This is a genomic window from Rhodonellum sp. (genome assembly GCF_030656585.1).
In the GTDB taxonomy this organism is placed as follows: Bacteria; Bacteroidota; Bacteroidia; order Cytophagales; family Cyclobacteriaceae; genus Rhodonellum; species Rhodonellum psychrophilum.
This window is the reverse complement of the sequence record NZ_JAUSPP010000015.1, coordinates 53,438-73,434: the sequence shown is the minus strand read 5'-3', so window position 1 is coordinate 73,434 and position 19,997 is coordinate 53,438. Positions and strand designations below refer to the sequence as shown.

Sequence of the window (19,997 nt, the reverse complement as noted above, 5' to 3'; positions counted from 1 at the left end):
CCCTAACCTTAGAGATTGGGGTTGAACATTTCTACCAGAATTCGGGAAGGGATAAAATCACCATTCAATGCATAGGCTTTCAAGCTGCAACCAAAAGTTAGCGCATTAACGTTACTATTCCAACGTCTTAGAATTCGGGTTAAAAATTCCAAAAACAGCCAAACTACTGCGTTCCGTTTTTGTTTTTCCCAAGAAAGGAAATTTAAAAACAGGTCTAAAACCCCTGTTTTGGAAAATGATCAAAATTGGGTTAATATTATATAAATGATATCCGAATAACCCTTTCTGTCCTAAAAAGCCCTTACATAGGACCTTTCTTTTAAAAGGGACACATTGAAGGGTGGGTGAAGTAGATTGCAAAATAGACCAGCAGAAATGGAAAAACGAAAATTGACCTTGAAGGATATTGCCACATCCCTTGGCATTTCTATCTCTACAGTTTCTCGTGCCTTAAAAGAACATCCCGACATTGCACAGGAAACCATTGATAGAGTCAAGGAATATGCGCAAGAACACCATTATGTACCCAATTATTTGGCTGTTAATTTTCGCAAAAGCAGGACTTTCAATATTGGATTGATTGTTCCGGAACTGGTCCATCATTTCTTTGCCAACGTCATCAGTGGAGCAATAGCCGTAGCCAACAAGCATGGCTACAATGTGATGGTCAGCCAATCAAACGATAGGTTGGCAGATGAAGTCATGGTCTCCCGGGCAATGCTCAATAGCAGCGTGGATGGCCTATTGATTTCCATCTCCAACGAAACCATAGAAGGTCTACATATTCAAGAATTTATGGATGCCGGGAAGCCTGTCATTCAATTTGATAAAATCACCGATTTGTTGGATACACCCAAAGTCATTGTGGATGACTTTGACGGGGCATATCAAGCAGTCAAGCACTTGATCCATCGTGGGTACAAAAAGATCGCCCACGTCAAGGGACGGGATTTGGTGAAAAATGCTTCGGAAAGATGCCAAGGTTATGTCAAGGCCTTGGAAAATCATGGTATGGAAAGTTCTCCAGATTGGATCAAAGGATGTACAGATATCAGTGAGCAAGAAGGATTTGATTTTGCCAAGGAACTGATGGAAAGCAATAACCCACCTGATGCTTTTTTTTGTATCACGGACTTGGTTGCCTTGGGGGTGATCCGGTATTTGAAACAAGCGGGGTACCAAATCCCCAAAAACGTAGGCGTCATGGGATTTAGCAATTGGCATCTGGCTGAGGTCGTGTCACCATCCCTGAGTTCAGTCGATCAGCATGGATACGAAATGGGGAAGATGGCTACGGAAATCATATTGGAAATGATCCAAAAACATTCTTTGGACAATCACGAAACCTATGAATTGAAAACCAAATTGGTCATCAGGGAATCAACGGGTTCTGTTCAATCAAATTTAGTAACACAAGGATAATACTTAGTTAAAAATTACTTCATATTCTTTTGGGTTTTTTTTTCGAAAATCCAATTCTTGGTGGTAATTTTATCAGTATGCAAATCTTTTCAGCTTTGATAATCATGACCGTGGCTTATGGATTGTTGATTTTGTCTGTATTTCCTGATAAGTATTTAAGGAAAATCAGCCATTTCAATCACCACGGGCGTGCTCCTGAACACCTTAAAATTTCGCTTTCAACCCCTCTCTTTTTGTCATTCCTCGGAGGTTATTCTCTTGCTTCCTTCATGTTGTATTTTTTTGTAGTATAGTAAGGCCTACTCACTCGTTTATTTTCGTGTTTCCTTCCTTTTTTGAAATTTTAGAAGTGTATTTTTCTTGTGCCCAAACCAATTTTATCTAAATTGTGATTGAACTTAAAGATCATTTTTTGTGAAAAAATCGGAAACACTGCTTATTGTTAAAGAAGAACCTTGGTTGGAAGCTTACGCTCAGGATATTGAAGACCGTTACTTGAGGTATCAAATAGCCTTAAAGGAAATCGAACTTCAATTTGGAAGCATTCTGGAATTTGCATCGGCCCATCAATATTATGGTTTTCACTACGACTCTTTTCGCAAAGGATGGATTTACAGAGAATGGGCACCAAAGGCCTTTCAATTGTTTTTGATGGGTGATTTCAACTATTGGAACAGAGGCAGCCATCCCATGAAAAAAAACCACCATGGGGATTGGGAAATATTTTTGCCATTCGAGGAATATAAGCGTTCATTCGTTCATGAAAGTAAAGTAAAGGTATTGGTGATTGGAGAAAACGGCTCCCTGGACAGGATTCCTGCATATATCCGAAGAGTTGTCCAAGATACCGAAAACCATGATTTTTCGGGACAACTTTGGTTTCCTCCTCAGCCCTTCAAATGGACCGATTCGGGTTTTTCCCCGGTGGAAAATATCAAACAACCCTTGATTTACGAGTGCCATCCCGGAATGGCACAGGAAAAAGAAGGCGTTGGAACGTATCTGGAATTTGCCGATAATATTTTGCCTAGGATCAAAGAGGGTGGATACAATACCATCCAGATGATGGCGATCATGGAACATCCTTATTATGGATCTTTTGGGTACCATGTCAGTAATTTTTTCTGCCCGACTTCTAGATTTGGAACGCCAGAGGAACTTAAATATCTCCTCAACAAGGCACATGAAATGGGGATTTCGGTGATTATGGACATTGTCCATTCTCATGCGGTCAAGAATGTCAACGAAGGCCTTAATGAATTCGATGGTTCGGATCACCATTATTTTCATCCAGGAGGAAAAGGCTATCATGAAGGATGGGATTCAAAATTGTTTGACTACGGAAAATCCAAAGTCCAACAGTTCCTGCTTTCCAACATCAGGTATTGGATGGAAGAATTTCACTTTGACGGATTTCGATTTGACGGGGCCACCTCCATTCTGTATCTGCACCATGGCAATACCGATTTTGACAACCCCGAAAAATATTTCAGAGATGGGGTAGATTGGGACGCGGTTCTTTATATGCAATTGGCCAATACAGTCATCCATAAATTCAAACAGAATTGCCTTTCCATTGCGGAAGAGGTAAGTGGAATGCCGGGTTTGTGCCGGCCATTGGAAGAAGGGGGATTGGGCTTTGACTTCAGGTTGGCCATGGGGATCCCCGATTTTTGGATCAAAACCCTCAAACACAAAACGGATGAGGAGTGGGACCTTTTTGAAATGTGGCATGAATTGACCAACAGGCCCAAAAAGGAAAAATCCATCGCCTACGCGGAATCACACGATCAAGCTCTGGTCGGGGACAAATCCATCGCTTTTTGGCTCATGGACAAGGAAATGTATTTCCACATGGGCGTAGAAGATCCCAATCTGGTCATCGATAGGGGCATTGCCCTCCATAAATTGATTCGGCTTTTCACCATCAGTTTGGGTGGTGAGGGTTATCTGAACTTTATGGGGAATGAATTTGGGCACCCTGAATGGGTGGATTTCCCTAGGGAAGGCAATGATTGGAGTTATCAATATGCGAGAAGGCAATGGTCCTTGGTGGAAAATGCAAACCTTAAATATCAATTTTTGGGCAATTGGGACAAGGCCATGGTGAGCTTGATCAAGGACTTCAATGTACTTCCATCGGCCCCGGCCAATCAGCTCTATATGGATCCTAAAAACAAAATCATCGTCTTTGAAAGAGGGGGGCTGATTTTTATTTTCAGTTTCAATATCAGTGAGTCCTTTTTTGGCTATGCTTTCAAAGTACCACATTCAGGCAATTATCGAATCGTCCTGAATTCGGATGACAAAAAATACGGCGGATTTGAAAGGATCAATGCCGCTTTGGATTATCCAACCGATGAGGAGCTAACGCTTCGGATATATGTGCCGAACAGGACAGCTTTGGTGTTGAAAAAACTATAGGCTGTGAACATTGGGATTCCTAGGGCGAAAAAAACGATATTGAGCCGAACTCCCATCTTCATTTTGGTTTTAGAAAAAAAATGGGCCGCGAAGGCCCATTTTAATTACAATGACACGTTTCATCAACTAAACTAAAAGAGAAAAGCTTTACTCTCCTTGTGAGCAGTATCTTAGTCTCCCTGCCATTGCAATGTGTTTTTACTCCTTATTTACTCAACGACTTCAATTCGATTAGGTTTTTGCAACTTTTAATCTGACTTAGATCATGTTTTTTCGATTTTTGGATCTTTGCCCTACTGTTGATGAATTACAAAAAGTAAACCGTTTTTATAAATAACTGATGATCAGGATAATAAATAGATTTCTTCAGGATGTAGCGTACATTTTTGGACACAAATGTCCAGGTTAGTCCGTTTTCGTGATCTTTATTCAGAGTCAAAAAATGCCTGAATCTTTTATGAGCGGTCAATTTGAAAGGATGTTGTCAGATGCGCTCAACTCCAAAAAGGTGTAGTTTATCCTATAGAAATCAGTGCTTCTATTGGTTTTGCCAATTATCGGGAGACAAATACAAGGATTCCGCTTATTGGAAAATTCCCTTCGAATATTATTTTTTGGAAACAGTCCTTAAAAGGTTTTCCAAATAGCGAATGCTTTGGGGCAACTGTGTTTTGATGTTTGGACTTTCATCTTCGATGAAATAATACTTGATCGAGGAGTTTTTGGCAGCGTCAATTATCGCCGGTAAATCAAGTTGACCAGTACCCAAAGCCACGTCATTTTCCACTGGAGTGCTGCCGGAATAATCTCCCTTTATTCCTTTCTTCAAATCCTTCACATGCATCAACTTGAACCTGTCCCCGTATTTTTCCAATAATTCCACTGGATCTGCTCCTGGATGAAACACCCATAAAACATCCATTTCAAAGCTCACATAGGAAGGATGTGTCTGCGTCACGATATAGTCGAAATAAGTCCCATTTTCGAAGGCTTGGAATTCATATCCATGATTGTGATAGCAGAATTCCAAATCATGTTTTTCCTTGAGGATTTTTCCGGCATGGTTGAAATCCGCAATCGCCTTATCCGCATGAATCTTGGTAAATGGCGCTGTATGCGGGATGTATGCCACTCTTACGAAGCTGGCTCCGAGATTTTTGGCATCGGCAGCCACTGCATCGGGATCTTTTACAAGGGCCTCATAACTGACACCAAAGGAGGTGCAAATCATGTCTCTGTCATCAAGCATTTTCCGGATCGATTTGGAATCACTTCCAAAAAGGTTGGAAAATTCCATGTTTCGTATGCCCAAAGCCTGAATGGTATCCAAGGTCTTGGCAATGTCTTTTTCAAAACTGTGGCGATAGGTGTAGGAAACCATCCCAATCTCAACAGGCATTTGGGTTTTTGGTTTTTGTGCAAAGACGCCAATGGTGCCTGAGCAAATGAAGAGGAGGATAAGTACGGTGCTTTTGATCATGGTTGGGTTATGTAGTGTTATAATATAAATTTCAGGAGTTGTTTTCAAGGCATTTTTTAAAATCTGGTTGATTTTTTCAACAATCAGTCGCTTCTAGAAACCCGATTTATTCAGGTTTTTTTCGGTAGGAATGTTTTGGACTTTCGATTGAAAGCGATTCATTAAGGGGTGTTTAGGTAATTGTAATGCCGATTTTTTGAACCCGTTGGAAAAGAAATAAATATTTCTTCGTTTTCCCTTAACGCAAAATATAATTCGGTCTTTTATCTGAATTATATTTTTAAATTATACACTTGCTTGTCTTATCGAAAAAAACAATATAACTTCAATAACATAATTTATTAACAGGATAAGGATGTTTTTTTCTTTTTTGAATTTTTAAATCAGAATTTAAGAATGCAGCCAAGTCTTTTGATCCATATTTTTCTAAATGGTTTTTGCAATAAATCACTTTCGCAATTGGTTTCGCCGGAAAAAGTCAGCCCGCGTGAATTGGAAAAGTTGGAATACCTGGCAGGTCCGGCATTGTATACTTCGCATGCTTGGATCTGGAAGGAGTGCATCCGATTACTGGCTTTGGGTGGATTCAAGATAGGAATCGGGAGAGGGGATTTGAATGCACTGTACAAGCAACAGGAAAATTGGATGACAAAATTGGGATTCACGGTGGAAATGAATTGAACCTTATAAAACGATAAAATAAAATGGAAGAAAGAAAATCAGATCTCGAAAAGCAAATAGAAAGATTGGCCAAATCCATTGGCTGGATTGATTCAGAATGTGGTAAAATGGATAAAGAAAAAAACCCCGATGTATTGAAATATCCTGAACTTCTAAAAAAGAGGATGGATGCAGAAGAGTTGTTGAGGAGGTACGAGAAGGAATTGGAATTCGAAAGGGCAAGGGAGGCTTCGGGGCCATTCAATCAGCAGGAGCAGGAAATTCAAAATGTGTACACAAAAGGCAATGATATTTATATCTCTGTGCGAGTAAGTTATATTCGGCTTAAAGACAATTGATTTAGTATTGTTTAACCATATAATTATAAGAGCATTATGGATATCATCGATCATTTGATTTATACCGCTTGTACAGATAAGGTAAGGCCAGGCAGTCCAATAATAACCAGCGATTTTATCGGGGCGCCTTTCTCAAGTGGTATCGAGGTACTTCCCGGGGAACCTAGGCCTGAATTGCCTAAACTAAGCAATCAAAATGAAACTTATTCAAATCAATTCCGGCAGGATTTCGTCTCCTACGAAGATTCGGTGGTGCTTGAAAAGGCCATCCAAAAACATTGGTATGATATGATCCATGGGCCAATCAGTGCTTTTGAAATGTTCAAGCCTAAGGATGCACCACCTTATCATTTGATTTATGCCTACCTGATTGAAAACTCTCGCTTGTCACAGATCATGGAAAGGCTGATCTATCTTTACCGCCATGATGAGGAATTGGGAATCGCAAGTGCACAGGATCCTTCCCATAACCAAGCTTTTCTTTGGATACAGAACACAGAGAATTTGTTTTTCAAAACCCTTTCCAACACCAACTACCGAAACATAACGGGAAATCTTCGCCCGAATCCCGAGGGAAGCCGTAGAAATGCCTATTTCAGGATGTTTGGGATGGATCTGGCCTTTGGTGAACCGACTGAAGGTAGCAGTATAGATTATAGTTATATCAAGGCCAAATCCGCGAATAAGGATTTTATCTTCCTTTTCGAGCAGTTTCTTTCCGAACTCTGGCAAGGGTATATCAATGCACAAAATACAAGTGGTGCCAATTCTACGGATTACCAAAGGATCATCGACATGGCCACGAAACTCAGGCAGATGTTGATGGCCAGAAGAGGAAGTACCGGCAATATCCAGCTGTCTACCTATCAATACATGAATCTGTCCAGGGAGGAATATGCATCTGTGGTGATGATGTCCTGGATGTTTTACATTATTTCATACGACAGTCCCTTGGTTTCTTTTTTGGGTTGTCAGGCGAATACTTCGTCCGAAAGACTGGCCAATATCGGTAAAAAAGTAGGGATAGCTTCACACAAAAGGACCCAATCGCTGTTTGATATGGCCGCTCCGATGGCCACAATTCTGAGAAATATAGAGTTTGGGACTTTCGAAATTTCCGCCCCGGATCTTTGGATAAGAAGGGTAATCGAGAGTTCCACAGCGAGCGGATCTTTGGCAGCCTCTGCTGCCCAAAAAGCCGCATTGGTGGACATCTTGATGGTGGTCAACAACTGGGAGAAATCCACAGGCCATAGAATAAAAAATCCTGAGACAAATATCACGGGAAGTGTCAAAATCCTGCCCAATGGAACTAAAAAACAGATGGGAATGAATTAAATTCGAAATATGCATTAGATTTTCTAATAGGATTGAAACTACAAGAAAATCAGGGTTTTGAGAGAATAAGGATAATACCTATACAATGAAGTCAAAAATAACACACAAATCACTGATCATTAAGAAATTATACCCGTGTCATGAATTGGGAATTCATGACACGGGTTAAATAGCCTGGTATCTTGATTTGGAAAAAGGGTGTCAAAATCTCTCGATTTTGATGCTCCTATCCATGATGTGGACAATACCTGCAAGAGCAGATAAAACCGAAATCCAGCTTTCTGTCCAAACACGTTGGGAAACAAAGCTGACTTGTATGAATTGACATTCTTCCATTCTTGATTTTAGGAAGATCTTAATTTCAACGGATGATATTTGATTGGCTTTCTTTAATGAAGCACGGGGTTTTGAAACCGAATCTTTGTCCGTCAGATCGAATGTTGTTTTGTTTCTATAGCTTCATTGTTCGTGCTGCGTACGCAACGAAAGCTTAGTTGTTAGTGGCTGTTGTTCTTTCTTTCAGCATAGCCTTTCTTCGTTTTCGTCTTCGTCATTTGCCAACTTCTCTTTGATACAAGAAGATAATTCTCCGTCTGATAAATCCCTGTCAAAAAGCCATCTCATTTGTGGGTCTGCATACAATTTATTTTTCTCAAATTGTTCAATCCATTTTTCAAATTCTTGAATGAGGTCGGGCTTTTCTATTTTCTTGTGTCCTTGGTTTTTCTTTATCAGTTCCTTTAATTCTGTTGGAAGAGGTCTTGCTTCAACGCCAAAATAATAAAAGTGGCCAGATAGTAACGAATTATATCCACCCAAATCTCTTTGTCTGTTACCTTCATTGTGAACTCCTTTTCTAATTATTGGTTCGCTGTTTGCCGAGTAATCGTAAATGCAGTCCCCAACACGAAGTCTCCAATCTTTTGTATTCCATTTGGGAATTTTGTTGGTTAAGTCGTTTTTACAAAACTCGTCATATTCACTCAATAATTTCTTATCTGTAATTTTCATCGCATACACTATGCTGTCTGAAAAGTCATAAGTTTTATTGTCTTTAAGTTTTGTGTTTTTTGAATCTGTCCCAATAACCCAATCACCTATTTGAGCATTTCTTCTTATTGCAGGTTTACAAATTGTCTATGTGCATAGTCCCCAAAATGGATTTGGAGCCGCTCCATCGTCATTCGTAATATGTATGAGTAAATTCTCGTCATTTTTTCTTTTTAAATGCACCTGCAAGAATGAGTGTCATAAAAGTAATTCCCACTCCAAATAAAATCCACCAAGTCATAATTTTCTGTTTTAAATGTTAATTGTTTATTTCTATATCGTCAGTTACACTTGCTACTAACGTGATTCAGCTTGTAGACGGCGGGCATTTGGAAAAGTTCCCTTCCAACCTACTCTTAACTTTTAAAAGATACTGAATTTCATATTTACTCGGAACCACCCGTTGTATCCTAGGCGATGATATAGCGTGTATTTCCTTTTTCAGAGTTCAATGGAGATTTTTACTTTCCCACCTAATCCTTTTTCAACAATTTCATAAAGGGTTTTCAGTGTCAGATTACTTCCATTGTTTTCAACTCTTGAAATATAAGTTCTCTTTTTATCTACTAATTCCGCTAATTGCTCCTGGGTTAGATTCTTGTCCTCTCTTGCCTTCTTTAATAGCAAACCAATTGTGAAAGACTCAAAATCTCTTTCCAATTCATCCCTGCGTTCGGTTCCTTTGACTCCGTACACATCATCTTTGATTTTTTTCCAGCTCTTCGTATTCATTTCCTTTTCTTTTTTCCTTTTTGAACTTCCTTTTCAGCATAATATTCATCCATCAGTTTGGCAGCAATTTCAATTTCCTTGGTTGGTGTTTTTTGGGTTTTCTTTTGAAAGCCATTGAGAAGTATCACAAGCTTTCCTTCATCGAAAAAACAAAATACTCTCCATATATTAGATGCCAACTGAACCCTTGCTTCATATAGATACGAAGCACAAAGCTTCATTTAACCACTGAATCGCCAATTTTTTGTAGGTGCTGTTAGCGGCTGGCATTCTTTCTGTCGTCTGTTTGTTGTCCATTTTATATTTCTGCAACTCCTGTCATTTCAGGTCTGCCCGTTTGTAAATTTATTTTGTATGTAATTTGTCTTTCTCCTGTGATGAAGGAAAATATTCTGTTTTTTTTAGCGTAAGTATAATGCACAGTTATATTTCCGTCTTGGTCAATTTTGTCAATTTTTGAAACTGTGTCCCAGTTTTCAAGCTCTAAGTCAATGTTTTGTTCTCTCCATAAACCAGTCTGCTCAATTGTCTTTGGAGATATTTCGAACTCAGTCCATTTTTTTGTGTCATTGTCGCAAATAAATAGCAGGTCTTTGTCTCGGTCAGAGCTTGTTTTGAAAATTGTCCATTTAGCAATTTGAATTAATTGCTCGTCTTTGGGTGGTTCAACTTTGTAGAAAGACCCAGAACCAATACTCCTTATGCTATCAAATTTGTCCTTGTAGGAATACTTAACATCATAAATCCAAGAACTAAAGTCGTCATAATAGTGGATTTCACGAATTAATAAGCCTCCAATATTTTGTTTAATTGTGTCTTGATAGGTCTTGTCGGTAAAAACACTTTCTCCACTGTCCTTGCAAGAAAACAGATTAGAAATTATGATTGTCAATATGATAATTGTCTTTAGTTTCATTGTTGTTGGTTTGTCTTCCTATGCTTGCCGCTAACGGTCCTCAGCTTGGAGACGGCGGGCGTTCGGAGCCGTTCTCTTCCAACCTACTCCTAACTTCTTAAAGGTACTAAACTTTCAATTTACTCGGAACCGCCCGCTGTCTTCCAAGGTGATGTTAGCGAAAGTTACTTTTTATCTTTTTACCCAGTTTTCAATCTGGATACCAGAGATTCTTTGAAACTCTTTCAAGTTTTCTGTCACCATTATTAGGTCTTTTTCTATTGCTGTGCATCCAATCAACAGGTCAAAATCACTTATCTGCAAGCCTATTGATCTTAATCGGGCTTTCTCTTTACCATACAGGTAGATTGCGCTAAAAATCGGAAGGATAACAACTTGGTTGGCAAACACCTCAATTAAATCAAGATTTTTTTGAGGGTTCTTACTGTTTTCAGCTCCAAAAACCAGTTCTGCCAAAGTAATTTCTGAAATAGCAAAATTCTCCGTACCTAAATGTTCAAACTTTTCTATCAATCCATACTTGCCTCTTAAAAAATGGACGCAGATATTGGTGTCTAAAAGATACTTCATTCGAAACCAGGATTTTCCGTTCTTTCAATTCTGGATTCTCTAATTTCTTTAATGATTTCATCGGAATCTTTATCATCTTCCCATGCTCCAAAAATGCTTCGCAAATCCACCTTCTCTTCTTCTATATCAAGAGACTCGGTCAATTTAATGATCAGTTTTTTCTTAGAAAGATTATCCAAGCCTTTCAAGAGGCCAAAATACTTTTCTAATGTCTTATTGTTTAAAGTGAGGTTTGCCATACTTTTTTATTCAATTTACGAAATTAATGGTTTGATGGTCAATAGATTTGGAGAATTAAATTCCTAATTCTCTTTTCTTTTTCTGAATTAAGTCTCCCATATCACTCAAATCTTTTACAAAACCAGATGCATTGATAAATACATTTTCTGTGTTGAACAAATAGACTTTGTTATCTCCTTTAACTTTCAATTTATACAAAGGAGGGTAAACAAACTGTATGAGAGAAAGGGATTCCACTTCCATCCAATTTATTTTTCTTTCGTTCCCGCCATTTTTTATTGTTACATTTTGACCTCCTATTTTTACAATTACAAATTTATCCTTAATCGTAATAAATATTAGAAAGCAAACTATTCCTATCATTCCAAAAACTAACGTAGTAACGACGCTTTGTTCCATTTTCTCACCATTTATCCAGAATAACTCGGGGAAGAACCAAGATAAGGTAGACGTAATTAACATTATTACTCCTAAGCCAAGAAACAGATATTTCAGAAAGTGGTGATATAGATTATTGCTTTCCATGTTTTTTTCAATTTTCGCTAACGTTTTGCGTGTATGAGAAGTAGCGGATTTAAAAGCACTTCACTTTCAGTTTGGCAATGACTGTCTTGTCCTGAAATAGCTTTACACTATTGAAGGTAAAAATGAACAAAAAAACCGTAAAAAAACAGGGTAAATATTTTACCCAGGAAGAGCAACATGCGATCATTCAGGAAATGATTTCCAATGGATGTACCAAGAAAGAAATCTGGAGAAAATATACCGGCCAGGAAGAAGAACACGGCCAACTTCTCAGATGGATGAAAAAATTGGGATACCCCAGTGTAGGCCGGGCAATAAGTACTACATTGAACAGCCAAAGAAAAAAAATGCCTGTAAAGAAAAAGATGCCTCTATCCGGTCAAAGTGATGATTCCTTTGAAAACCTCCAGCTCAAAAAAAGAATATTTGAACTGGAAAAACAGCTCATGGATGCCGAGTTGAAGGCTATTGCCTTTTCCACAATGGTGGATATCGCCGAGAAAGAATTTAACATTCCCATCAGAAAAAAGCTCAATACCAAGCCATAGAGACAATGAAAAGCAATTTTCGACACATAGGCTTGGCCAAGTTATGTGGTTGGTTTGGTATAAGCAGACAGGCTTATTACCAATACAACTGGGAGACAATTTCTTCAACACTGGAGGAAGAAATGGTTTTAATGCAGGTCAGGGATATACGTAGCCGCCACCGAAGAATGGGTACACGGAAGCTTTATGAGATACTGCATCCCTTTTTGCTTGAGAATCAGATCAAAATCGGCAGAGACGGTCTTTTTGACCTGCTTTCTGCCAATCACCTTTTGGTACGTAGACGAAAACGGAGAATACAGACGACCAACTCTTATCACAGACTGCGGAAGTACCCAAACCTGATCAGAGAGATGATCCCAACAGCAATCAATCAGATATGGGTAAGTGATATCACGTATTGGAAGCTAGGGGAGATCCATCTGTACATCAGTTTTATCACCGATGTATACTCGCATAAAATCGTGGGCTACCATGTAGGCTAAACAATGGAGACAGTGGAAAGCCTTCATGCCCTCCGAATGGCATTATCAGGCCTGCCTGTCGGTTTTAACGGAGAATTGATCCACCACAGTGACAGGGGTATTCAGTATTGCAGCCAGGCTTATATAAAGATGTTGGAAGATCACTTGATCAGGATCAGTATGACCGAAAATGGGGATCCATTGGAAAATGCCGTTGCGGAAAGAATAAACGGAATCATCAAAGAAGAATACCTTTATAATTACGACATTGATACTCTCAAAGAAGCCAGAGATCTCCTCAGTGAAGCAGTCAACCTGTACAATAGTGAAAGGCCACATATGAGCATCGGAAATTTTACCCCTGACCAGATGCACCATAGCGGTCACAAAATCAAACCCGAAAGACTATGGAGAAATTATTTTCAGCCCAAGATAGAAATGGAGGAAAAATGAAATAGGTTTTCTTAGGAATGGCAGAAATGCATATAAACAGAAAATCCGATAATAAGTGTAAACTCAGTATCGGATCTATATGCAAATCTGGCCGGATTAATCCTAGAGAGTTGCTCCTCAGCATTGCTCTTTTCCGCTTCATCCGGTACGTCAAATGTAAAGTGTTTTCAGGATTAAAAAAAAATGTAAATTCATGGCAGGATTATCTGCTAAATCTGTAAACTTTTTTCAGGACGAGACAAAGTTACTTAAAAGCCCAAAGCTTGAATTTACCACTTTCCCCGCCATAAGTTATATACGCTGTTAGCAACTGGCTTTATTATTCAAAGTGTATTTTCATTCCTTCGTGTGTAGCTTTAAATCCCAAGTCTTCATAGAATTTGATTGCCTTTGGTCTTTTTTTGTCTGTGGTCAGTTGTAATAAATGAGCATTTCGTTCTTTTGCTCTATTTACTGCCCATTCAAACATTGTCTTTCCTATTCCATGTCCTCTTTTGTCTTTTCTTATTCTTACTGCTTCTATTTGAGCTCTAACTCCTCCACGATAAGTCAGATATTGAATAAATGACAATTGTAAAGTCCCGATAATTTCAGAGTTTTCGTTTTCAACAACAATCAGTTCTTGATTTTGGTCAGCGTTTATATTTTCAAAAGCGCTAAGATATTCAGCCGGTAACGGTGTTTGAAAATTTTCCCTCGTTTTTCCGAGTTCATCGTCCGCAATCATTTCCACTATTTCCGAAATGTCATTTCTAGTTGCTTTTCTAAATTTCATTATTGAGTTCTGTTTTTTTAGCTTGTTGCTAACGGGATTCAGCTTGGAGACGGCGGGCATTTGGAAACGTTCCCTTCCAAACTACTCCTAACGTCTTAAAGATACTAAACTTTCTATTTACTCTGAACCGCCCGCTGTATCCAAGGTGATGTTGGGCAACGTTTTTATTTTCTTAGTGGCAATGCATAACATAATATCGTTCTTCATAATGCTTTAAAACTTGTCCTGTTACTGGGTCAATATGCAAAAGTTCTTCATCAGAATAGCACTTTTCTTCGTAAAGAGTATTGAAGACCATCCAATAGTATTTCCTTTCATTATTGTCAAACTCTAGTCGCTTTATTGGATTCTTTACAGATTTTTTTAAACCTTGATTTTTAATAATCTTATCGAGCTGATTTTCATTAAGCCAATCAGACTTTCTTCCTTCTAATAGAAATTTTGGGATTCTATCTAGGTTAATTTCAGACTTCAAACTTAGGTCAGAAGCTAATTGGACAGAAATTCTTTTGTTGACATATAGATATGGAAATTCCGGATGGTATAAAATAAATCTTATGCTTTCCCCATTAACAAAATTTCCTTTTGTCTTTTTCCCTTTGTTGATGTTTTCCCACCTAGTTTTGCCCGTTCTACTTTTGTATTCATAGTAAGAATCTGGGTCAAGTTTGAAAAAATAAAATAGGTCTTCGCCAACAGCTTTTTTTAAATGAAATTCAGCCTTCTCTATTACTTCAGAAGTTAGATAAGTCTGGGAATAGATTGGCGCACTTATAAAAACTAGAAGCAATATGTTTAGTAATCTTTTCATTTAATTAAGGTCAATTTTGGAGGTCCACCGCCATGTAAATGACTTTCAGGATAAGTCAATTCCCAAACAATGCCATTTTTATCTTCATATTGCTTTGTCCATCCGTCTTCACTTACTTTTATTTCCTTTAAGCTGTTTTTTATCATAGTATTGATTAAGAAGCAATTGGAATCAGGAATAACTTCTCCATTTTTAAAAATCCACTTTCCAATTATTTCCTTTTCCATTCATTGTGTTTTTTAAGATTGCTCTTATTTCGGTCGTTGGTCTTCTGAAATGTTGCCCAACTTGTTTATTCCTTCGGTTTTTCCATATAAACTTTCCACTATTGGATCGATAGATACGGTTTTGTTGGTTTTATTTTTAAAGATCGTCAAAAGGGCTTTTAATCTTTTGAAGACTTTTTTGGCTTACGTGGGTATATATTTCAGTTGTTTTACTGGAGTTGTGACCCAATAGTTCTTGGATAAACCGCAAATCTGTGCCTGATTCGAGCAAATGGGTCGCATACGAATGTCTTAACCAATGCAAAGTAACTGGCTTCTTAATTCCGGATTTTTTAACCGCAGATTTTAACACTTCTTGAAGACTTGTTGGACTGTAGGTCTGTCCCGAGATAGCTCCTTCAAACAAATACTCTTTTGGCTTTCCGTAATGATAGTATTCCCTAAGCATCCCGATCACTTTGGCACTGATCGGTACCATACGGTCTTTGCCGCCTTTTCCCTGGTTGATGCGTACCATTCCTCTTTGCGAATCGATGTCAGTGAGTTTGAGATTCAGGAGTTCTCCTCGTCTAAGTCCGCATGCGTAGATCAGGCTCAGCATTGTCCGGTGCTTCATGTTTTGGTGGGCTTGCAGGATGGTTTTCACTTCTCCTTTACTGAGCACATGGGGTAGGAGTCGGGGCTGTTTTGGTCGCTCAATCTCCTTCGGTTCCAATTTTCTTTTTAGTCGGTTAGAAAAATAAAGCTTCACTGCATTGATCACCAGGGATTGGAAGGAGGCAGAGTATTTTCTTCTTATGATATAATTTTTATGAAAGGATTCCAAGTCCTCATTGGTAATCTGTTCAGGATTTTTATTTCCGACAAACCGGAAGAAGAGCCCTAGCCCGCCTGTGTAGTTTTTGATGGTGGATTCTGAATATCGCCTGTTCCGCATCCAATCGGTAAAGTGTTGGATCTCCAGAGCCAACGCTGGAGCCAATGTCGGTAAAGCTTCCGGTGTGGTCTCGATTTCCACCTTTTTAAATCCGGAATAGTCCAACCAAGCCTTGCCTTTGAAAATAGCCAGCAAATCTGGAAGGACAGCATCGGAATAGGGGATTGTCCAAGCTTTCAGAGACGGTTTCCAGTCAGCGCCTGCAAGGGTCTTTACCAATTCTTTCAATTCAAAATCAAAAGGGAACTCCAGCAGCACCAATTGCTTTTTTTGAAACGCAGCATTTTTGATAAAAATAGTTTTCATGGGCCCTCCAAAAAATTTATCTCAAAGTAAGTAAAAAAAGCTTAATTCTATGATTTGACTTTCTTTTATCCTTGATTTTTGGAGAGTTTTAATTCCAAACCCATACACTATTTTTTCTCCAACACAAAAAGCAATCCTTCTTCCACACCCCTGATTTCGGCCAATCCCTTTAACCTTCCGATGGCCGAATAGCCTGGGTTGGTGGTCTTCTTCAGATCATCCAGCATTTGGTGACCGTGATCGGGACGCATGGGAAGGGATTTTTGCCTTTTTTGCTGGATTTTGAGGATTTCCTGGATGACCTCCACCATCGGCACATCGCCTTCCAAGTGGTTGTCTTCGTGAAAATTTCCCTCAGCATCCCTTTTGGTACTTCTCAAATGGATAAAATGAATATGGTCGCCAAATTCATCCACCATCGCCGGCAGGTCATTGTCAGCCCTGACACCAAAAGAACCTGTGCAAAAGGTCAAGCCATTGTAGGGACTTGGATTGTCCTTTAGCAATCTTCTTACATCATTGGCGGTACTGAGCACCCTGGGCAAACCGAAAATATCAAATGGCGGATCATCTGGATGGATCGCCATGTACACACGGTTTTTTTCTGCAACTGGGATGATCTCATCCAAAAACAGGCGTAAGTTGTCGGCCAATTTTGCCCGATCAATCCCCTGATAGGTATTGAGTGCTTCTTGGAATTGCTCCACCGTATAGCCTTCCTCAGATCCCGGAAGTCCCTTGATCACGTTGGTGACGATCAGGTCTTTTTCGTCTTCTGGCAAACCTTCAAAATAAGCCTTTGCTCTGATCAATTCTTCCTGAGAATATTCCTTTTCAGCATTTGGCCTTTTGAGGATGAAAAGATCAAATGCCATAATTGCATTCTTTTCAAATCGAAGGGCTTTAGCACCATTCGGGAGGGTGAAGGACAAGTTGGTCCTGGTCCAGTCCAGAATCGGCATAAAATTATAGCAAACCGTATGGATTCCCGCCGAAGCCAGGTTTTCCAAGGTGGTTTTATAGGCGTTGATGTAGGTTTGGAATTTTCCTGATCGGGTTTTGATCTGCTCGTGTACGGGCACAGATTCCACCACTGACCATACCAAGCCAGCCGCTTCAATCAGGGATTTCCTTTTTTGGATTTCCTCCTTTGTCCAGACTTCACCATTGGGAATGTGGTGGAGGGCATTGACGATCCCTGTGGCACCGGTTTGCCTGATATCCGCCAAGCTGACGGGATCATTGGGCCCATACCAGCGCATGGTTTGTTCCATTTTATATGTCATGGGTTCATTGTTTTTTGATTGGAAATAGGAAAGAAGAAGGGCGAAATAGTCTCGAAATCATGCAGAAATAAGGTAGAATTGAATTTATTCTCTGGGCCCTCAAATCCGCTTTTTCTGTGACTCAAATTCAATTTTTGCCTAAGGCCTAGATCTCAAGGGTTTTTACTGTTTTACTTTATTCATCTAAACGCCGCTATACGCACTGAATCCACCGTCGATCGGGATGATGGTCCCAGTGACAAACAGAGAAGCATCGCTGCAAAGCCACTGGAGCACGCCGAGTAGATCCTCAGGATTTCCAAATCGGCCCATTGGGGTATGACTGATAATCTGGTTTCCCCGCTGTGTAAGACTTCCGTCTGTTTCAGTGAGGAGCGTACGGTTTTGTTCCGTCAGGAAAAAACCCGGCGCTATGGCATTGACCCTGAATCCTGCGCCATGTTTTTGGTTGAGTTCCACAGCCATCCACTTGGTCAGGTTGTCGATCGCTGCTTTGGCGGAGGCATAACCCAACACCCGTGTCATGGGGCGGGAAGCAGCCATGGAGGAGATGTTGATGATATTTCCTTTGTCATTGGGCAGCATCAGGGGAAGGAATGCTTTTATGGGGAGAAAAGTCCCAAGATAATTGAGGTCCATGACTTTTTTGACATCCTCTGCGGACAAGTCTGCTACGGTCTGATCAGGTCTGACGACTGCGCCAGGCATGTTTCCTCCGGCCACATTGATGAGGACATCAACGGTCCCGTGGGTGTCTTTGATTTTTTGTGCTGCATGTTGGAGATCGGATTCTTGGGTGACATCAGCGATAATGCCCAAGGCTTTTCCCCCAGAAGCTGTCAATTCACCGACAAATTCATTTACTTTTTCGGCGTTTCGGCCGAGTACGATGACATCTGCGCCTTCGGCTGCAAGATGCTGCGCCATTGCCTTTCCCAAGACACCAGTGGCTCCGGTTACGATGATTTTTTTGTTTTCAATTGAAAATAGAGGCATGAAAATATGTTTTTATTCTTTTGGAAAGTTAAAGTATGATTTTGCATTGTGGTAGCTAATATCTGAAATGATTTTGCCCAGCCATTTTTCGTCCGCCGGCAATTCTCCGTTTTCGACATCTTTTCCGAAAAGATTGCAAAGGATCCTGCGGAAATATTCGTGTCTTGGGAAAGACAAAAAGCTCCTGGAATCCGTCAGCATTCCCACAAAGCAACTGATCATTCCCATATTGGAAAGGGTATTCATTTGTCTTTCCATTCCGTCTTTTTGGTCGAGGTACCACCAACCCGATCCGAACTGTATTTTTCCTTTGAAAGCACTGCTGCTGAAATTCCCGGCCATGGTCGCAAAGATCTCGTTGTCCTTGGGATTGAGGTTGTACAGGACGGTTTTGGCCAACTGATCTGTTTTGTCCAATTCATTCAGGAATTTGGCAAGGGGATAGGCTTGGTTAAAATCCCCGATGGAATCAAAACCCGAGTCGGGGCCCAGCAGCTGCAACATTCGGGAATTGGCATTTCTTAATGCGCCCAAATGGTATTGCTGTGTCCAACCTTTTCCATGGTACATTTTTGCCAATTCCAACAAGGTTTTGAATTTGAAAAACTGGATTTCAATGTCTGAAAGGGGCAGTCCATCTTTGGCTTTTTTAAATAAATCCTCGATGCCAAAGGTGTTTTTCTCAAAATAATAAAGTCTTTCCAATCCATGATCGGCTAGTCTTCCCCCATGGAGATGGAAATAATCCACCCGCTGCTGTAGCGCTTCCAGTAAATCTTGATAGGTATTGATTTTGACTTTTGATGCGGAAGCCAGTTTGTCGAGGTAAAGGACATATTGATCCGGATTCTCGACCGCAAAAGACTTATCGGGTCTAAAGGCCGGGAACATCCCAAGGGCATTTCCTGATTTTTTGAAATCCTGGTGCGCCTGCAGGTCATCCGCAGGATCGTCTGTGGTGCAGACAATCTCCACATTCATTTTCTTCAGCAACATCTGGCTGCTGCTTTCCGGGCTGGCGATGATTTTGGAAGTGTAGTCATAAATTTCCTTTGCATTGTCAGGGTTCAGGGATTCGGTGATGCCGAAATACCGCTTAAGCTCCAGGTGGGTCCAATGGTAAAGCGGATTTCTTAAAGTATAGGGTAGGGTGTAGGCCCACTTTTCGAATTTTTCTTCATCAGAGGCATTTCCGGTGATGAAATGCTCGGGAATGCCCAAGGTTCTCATGGCCCTCCATTTGTAATGATCTCCCGCCAACCAAATTTGAGAAATGTTGTCAAATACTCGGTTTTGGTGTATGTCTATGGGCGATAAGTGGTTGTGGTAGTCTATGATCGGTTGGTCTTTGGCGTATTCGTGGTACAGGATTTTGGAAAATTCACTTTCCAACAAGAAATCTTCATCCATGAAGCCCTTTTGGGTGCGGCTATTTGAAATCCTCATAGGTTATAAAGGTTTGTTAAGGTATAATTTTA

22 protein-coding genes and 1 pseudogene are annotated in these 19,997 nt (G+C 40.0%); 8 read left to right on the top strand and 15 right to left on the bottom strand.

Annotated elements, in window-relative coordinates; genetic code table 11:
* Positions 1 to 375: 375 nt before the first annotated feature.
* Entirely contained in the window at positions 376 to 1,422 is a 1,047-nt protein-coding gene (locus Q7J63_RS02855) for a LacI family DNA-binding transcriptional regulator (RefSeq protein ID WP_031327275.1), read from the top strand.
* Between the two features lie 414 nt (positions 1,423 to 1,836).
* Positions 1,837 to 3,846, top strand: a complete 2,010-nt coding sequence (locus Q7J63_RS02850) for an alpha amylase C-terminal domain-containing protein (RefSeq protein ID WP_304883878.1) — start codon at positions 1,837 to 1,839, stop codon at positions 3,844 to 3,846.
* A gap of 607 nt (positions 3,847 to 4,453) precedes the next feature.
* Here Q7J63_RS02850 and Q7J63_RS02845 read toward each other — a convergent pair.
* Positions 4,454 to 5,326 carry a sugar phosphate isomerase/epimerase gene (locus tag Q7J63_RS02845; protein ID WP_304883877.1) on the bottom strand — a complete coding sequence of 291 codons (873 nt, stop codon included), beginning with the start codon at positions 5,324 to 5,326 and terminating at the stop codon, positions 4,454 to 4,456.
* Positions 5,327 to 5,722: 396 nt separating this feature from the next.
* Here Q7J63_RS02845 and Q7J63_RS02840 point away from each other — a divergent pair, with 396 nt between their 5' ends.
* From Q7J63_RS02840 to Q7J63_RS02830, 3 genes are read left to right on the top strand one after another with little or no spacing between them, the layout of a single operon-like run.
* Entirely contained in the window at positions 5,723 to 6,007 is a 285-nt protein-coding gene (locus Q7J63_RS02840; protein WP_304883876.1) for a hypothetical protein, read from the top strand.
* 23 nt (positions 6,008 to 6,030) lie between these two features.
* On the top strand, positions 6,031 to 6,345 hold the full coding sequence (locus Q7J63_RS02835) for a hypothetical protein (protein WP_304883875.1): 315 nt from the start codon (positions 6,031 to 6,033) through the stop codon (positions 6,343 to 6,345).
* Between the two features lie 36 nt (positions 6,346 to 6,381).
* The gene (locus Q7J63_RS02830; protein ID WP_304883874.1) at positions 6,382 to 7,683 is read left to right on the top strand and encodes a hypothetical protein; all 1,302 of its coding nucleotides are present in this window, start codon (positions 6,382 to 6,384) and stop codon (positions 7,681 to 7,683) included.
* 519 nt (positions 7,684 to 8,202) lie between these two features.
* On the opposite strand, the gene Q7J63_RS02825 is transcribed toward Q7J63_RS02830, so the two are convergent.
* From Q7J63_RS02825 to Q7J63_RS02795, 7 genes and pseudogenes are all read right to left on the bottom strand, one after another.
* Complete coding sequence (locus Q7J63_RS02825) at positions 8,203 to 8,817, bottom strand: hypothetical protein (protein ID WP_304883879.1); 615 nt, start codon at positions 8,815 to 8,817, stop codon at positions 8,203 to 8,205.
* Between the two features lie 357 nt (positions 8,818 to 9,174).
* A complete protein-coding gene (locus Q7J63_RS02820; protein ID WP_304883873.1) occupies positions 9,175 to 9,465 on the bottom strand; it encodes a helix-turn-helix domain-containing protein in 291 nt (96 codons plus the stop codon).
* Positions 9,462 to 9,665 (bottom strand): annotated as a pseudogene (locus tag Q7J63_RS02815) (type II toxin-antitoxin system RelE/ParE family toxin); the annotation flags it as partial. The pseudogene Q7J63_RS02815 and the gene Q7J63_RS02820, both read right to left, overlap by 4 nt.
* 98 nt (positions 9,666 to 9,763) lie before the next feature.
* Positions 9,764 to 10,381 (bottom strand): hypothetical protein, encoded by a 618-nt coding sequence (locus Q7J63_RS02810; protein WP_304883872.1) that lies wholly within the window; start codon positions 10,379 to 10,381, stop codon positions 9,764 to 9,766.
* A gap of 171 nt (positions 10,382 to 10,552) precedes the next feature.
* Positions 10,553 to 10,951, bottom strand: a complete 399-nt coding sequence (locus tag Q7J63_RS02805; RefSeq protein ID WP_304883871.1) for a type II toxin-antitoxin system VapC family toxin — start codon at positions 10,949 to 10,951, stop codon at positions 10,553 to 10,555.
* Positions 10,948 to 11,190 carry a hypothetical protein gene (locus Q7J63_RS02800; RefSeq protein WP_304883870.1) on the bottom strand — a complete coding sequence of 81 codons (243 nt, stop codon included), beginning with the start codon at positions 11,188 to 11,190 and terminating at the stop codon, positions 10,948 to 10,950. Before Q7J63_RS02800 ends, Q7J63_RS02805 begins: the two co-directional genes overlap by 4 nt.
* 55 nt (positions 11,191 to 11,245) lie before the next feature.
* Entirely contained in the window at positions 11,246 to 11,590 is a 345-nt protein-coding gene (locus Q7J63_RS02795; protein WP_304883869.1) for a hypothetical protein, read from the bottom strand.
* A gap of 248 nt (positions 11,591 to 11,838) precedes the next feature.
* On the opposite strand from Q7J63_RS02795, the gene Q7J63_RS02790 reads away from it, so the two are divergent.
* Genes Q7J63_RS02790 through Q7J63_RS02780 form a run of 3 tightly spaced genes read left to right on the top strand, consistent with a single transcriptional unit; the run spans position 11,839 to position 13,181 of the window.
* Positions 11,839 to 12,264, top strand: coding sequence for a hypothetical protein (locus Q7J63_RS02790; RefSeq protein ID WP_304883868.1), 426 nt, complete (start codon positions 11,839 to 11,841; stop codon positions 12,262 to 12,264).
* A 5-nt stretch (positions 12,265 to 12,269) separates the two neighbouring features.
* Positions 12,270 to 12,749 carry a hypothetical protein gene (locus Q7J63_RS02785; protein WP_304883867.1) on the top strand — a complete coding sequence of 160 codons (480 nt, stop codon included), beginning with the start codon at positions 12,270 to 12,272 and terminating at the stop codon, positions 12,747 to 12,749.
* Between the two features lie 3 nt (positions 12,750 to 12,752).
* A complete protein-coding gene (locus Q7J63_RS02780; protein WP_304883866.1) occupies positions 12,753 to 13,181 on the top strand; it encodes an integrase core domain-containing protein in 429 nt (142 codons plus the stop codon).
* Positions 13,182 to 13,500: 319 nt separating this feature from the next.
* Here the strand turns inward: Q7J63_RS02780 and Q7J63_RS02775 are convergent, their stop codons facing one another.
* From Q7J63_RS02775 to uxaC, 7 genes are all read right to left on the bottom strand, one after another.
* Positions 13,501 to 13,956, bottom strand: coding sequence for a GNAT family N-acetyltransferase (locus Q7J63_RS02775; RefSeq protein ID WP_304883865.1), 456 nt, complete (start codon positions 13,954 to 13,956; stop codon positions 13,501 to 13,503).
* Positions 13,957 to 14,128: 172 nt separating this feature from the next.
* The gene (locus tag Q7J63_RS02770; protein ID WP_304883864.1) at positions 14,129 to 14,767 is read right to left on the bottom strand and encodes a hypothetical protein; all 639 of its coding nucleotides are present in this window, start codon (positions 14,765 to 14,767) and stop codon (positions 14,129 to 14,131) included.
* Complete coding sequence (locus Q7J63_RS02765; RefSeq protein ID WP_304883863.1) at positions 14,764 to 14,994, bottom strand: Imm27 family immunity protein; 231 nt, start codon at positions 14,992 to 14,994, stop codon at positions 14,764 to 14,766. Before Q7J63_RS02765 ends, Q7J63_RS02770 begins: the two co-directional genes overlap by 4 nt.
* 136 nt (positions 14,995 to 15,130) lie before the next feature.
* On the bottom strand, positions 15,131 to 16,237 hold the full coding sequence (gene xerA, locus Q7J63_RS02760) for a site-specific tyrosine recombinase/integron integrase (RefSeq protein WP_304883862.1): 1,107 nt from the start codon (positions 16,235 to 16,237) through the stop codon (positions 15,131 to 15,133).
* Between the two features lie 107 nt (positions 16,238 to 16,344).
* Entirely contained in the window at positions 16,345 to 17,523 is a 1,179-nt protein-coding gene (gene uxuA / locus Q7J63_RS02755) for a mannonate dehydratase (protein ID WP_304883861.1), read from the bottom strand.
* A gap of 183 nt (positions 17,524 to 17,706) precedes the next feature.
* Positions 17,707 to 18,519: an SDR family oxidoreductase gene (locus Q7J63_RS02750; RefSeq protein WP_019600183.1), complete on the bottom strand. Its 813-nt coding sequence runs from the start codon at positions 18,517 to 18,519 to the stop codon at positions 17,707 to 17,709.
* Positions 18,520 to 18,531: 12 nt separating this feature from the next.
* Entirely contained in the window at positions 18,532 to 19,929 is a 1,398-nt protein-coding gene (gene uxaC, locus Q7J63_RS02745; RefSeq protein ID WP_370691861.1) for a glucuronate isomerase, read from the bottom strand.
* Positions 19,930 to 19,997 lie beyond the last annotated feature (68 nt).